This window comes from Rhizobacter sp. P1_G5, assembly GCF_056405435.1.
Map to the genome: position 1 here is coordinate 1 of NZ_JBFUCB010000836.1, position 2,097 is coordinate 2,097.

The window sequence follows — 2,097 nt, forward strand, 5'->3', positions numbered from 1 at the left end:
GCCGTGGATCACGCGGCACGGCACGCTGATCGGCGCCAGCCGCGCACTGCGGTCGCCATCGGCCGCGATCGCCACCAGCTGCCGCCCCGTGCCCGCCGGCCGGTACGCCCGCGCGACCGCGGCGCGCAGCTTGTCGAGCATCCACTGCGGATCGGGCCGGTAGGCCGGGCTGCCGATCAGGTGCATGAAGCGGCCGAGGTGCGCCGCCACCGATTCGGGGTTGCGCGGATCCTCCGGACGGCTCAGCAGCGCGCGCCGCACCTCGGGCGTGGCGGTAGGCAGCCGGCGCGAGCCGGTGGTCGTCATCATCAGCGTCAGGCTCTTCACGCGCTGCGGATGGTGGATGGCCATCAGCTGCGCGACCATCCCGCCCATCGACGCGCCGCACACATGCGCCTGCGCGATGCCCAGCGCATCCAGCACGCCGGCCGCATCGTCGGCCAGCGCGCGCAGCGGGTACGGCGGGCGGATCGGCAGGTGCAAGGCGTACTTCATCGCGGCCAGCGGCAGGTTCGGCACGCCCAGCGCATCGAAGCCCTGGCTCAGGCCGACGTCGCGGTTGTCGAAGCGGATCACCCGAAAGCCCCTGGCCACCAGCATCTGCACCAGCTCGTCGGGCCAGGCCGTCAGCTGCATGCCCAGGCCCATCACCAGCAGCAGCGGCTCGCCCTGCGGCGAGCCATGGTCTTCGACCTCGAGCGAGATGCCGTTGGCCGCGAGCTTCATGCCGCGGCGGTCTTGAAGAACCACCGGCGCGCGCCATCGGCCTCGAAGCGCTGCCAGCGCGCCGGGTCCTGCGCGAGACGGTCGGCGATCGCGTAGAGCGCCAGCGGGTTCATGCCCATGCCCATGTGGCTCGCATGCACCTCGATGTTCTCGGCCAGCGGCGATGCCTCGTTGATGCTGCACTGCCACGCGACGACGCCGTCGGTGCGCGAGTAGATCGAGGTGGTGGGCACCGGCGGCGGCTGGCGCACCTGTTCGAGCAGGGCCGGGTCGTGCACGCTCTGCCCGCTGACCCATTCGTAGAGGCGCCATGCATTGGTCGCCCGCGGGTGGCCGGTGAACGGCGTGCCGAGCGTGATCACGCAGCGCGTCTGCTGCGGGCGCTGCTTCGCGACCTCGCGCGCGTACACGCCGCCCAGGCTCCAGCCGATCAGGCTGACCGGCTGCTGGTGGCGCCGGTGCAGCAGGTCAACCGTCTCGGCGCAGCGTTCGAGCACGCCCTCGCGCGGGCCGAAGTTGAAGCCCTGCTCCCACGGGTAGGGCACGTAGCCGCGGTCGCGCAGGAAGTTGCGCAGCGGCACGGTCGTGAAATCGGCGGCGGCCAAGCCGGGAAAGACGAGCACCGGGTGGCCATCGCCGGGCGGCAGCTTGTCGAGCGCGCGGTTCAGCACCGGAGAAGACGCGAGCATCGCCGCGAACTCCCAGGGCGCGCGCCCTTCGAGCATCAGGAGCAAGGCATTGGGGGCCTTCAGGTCGTCGTGGGGGGACTGCTGCGCGCCGTCACGAGGCATGGTGGGGGGCCGCGTCGGGCCATCGTGAATACGCTTGCATCTTAGTGGGCAATCAGCGGGCGGCGGCGGCTTTGGCTGGAGACCTGGCCCTAGGCTTGGCGGGGGCCTTCGGCCTGGGCTTGGATAGGGGCTTGGATGTGGGCTCGGGTGTCACCATGGCGACAGGCTCGCCGGTGGCCGGCAGCGCCAGCAGTTCGGCCAGTGTGGCTTCCAGGTGCGCGGCGAGCTCGGCCACCTCGGGCATCGCCTTCGCGCACGCCATCAAGCCGRAATCCAGCGATTGGTCGTAGCTCTGCACGGTGATGTTGAGCGCGACGCCGTGCACGACGATCGAGGCCGGGTAGTTGGTCAGCATCCGCGCGCCGGCCATGTACAGCGGAAACACCGGCCCGGGCACGTTGGAGATCACGACGTTGGCGATCGGCGGGAGGCGGTCGGCCACCTTCGCCTTGCCGTACAGCGAGGTGACGGTGCTCATCAGCCATGGCACGCCAAGCGACGGGAAATCGGTGGGCATCAGGCTCTTGACGCTGCCGAGCGTGGATTTCATCGCGGCGCTGGCCGCCTTGACGTACAGCAG

At 70.7% G+C, this 2,097-nt stretch carries 3 protein-coding genes; all 3 read right to left on the bottom strand.

Annotation, left to right across the window (positions count from 1 at the left end; translation table 11 throughout):
* Positions 1–726 (bottom strand): alpha/beta fold hydrolase (locus AC1D12_RS31700; RefSeq protein ID WP_477845145.1); only part of this gene is annotated, 726 nt, incomplete at its 3' end.
* The gene (locus AC1D12_RS31705) at positions 723–1,517 is read right to left on the bottom strand and encodes an esterase/lipase family protein (RefSeq protein ID WP_477828051.1); all 795 of its coding nucleotides are present in this window, start codon (positions 1,515–1,517) and stop codon (positions 723–725) included. The genes AC1D12_RS31700 and AC1D12_RS31705, both read right to left, overlap by 4 nt.
* Before the next feature lie 52 nt (positions 1,518–1,569).
* Positions 1,570–2,097: WS/DGAT domain-containing protein (locus AC1D12_RS31710; protein ID WP_477845146.1), on the bottom strand; the 528-nt coding region annotated here is incomplete at its 5' end.

What these genes read in the sequence shown, in the direction of transcription:
- AC1D12_RS31705 (WP_477828051.1), bottom strand. Translation starts at nt 1,517, where the DNA reads ATGCCTCGTGACGGCGCGCAGCAGTCCCCCCACGACGACCTGAAGGCC.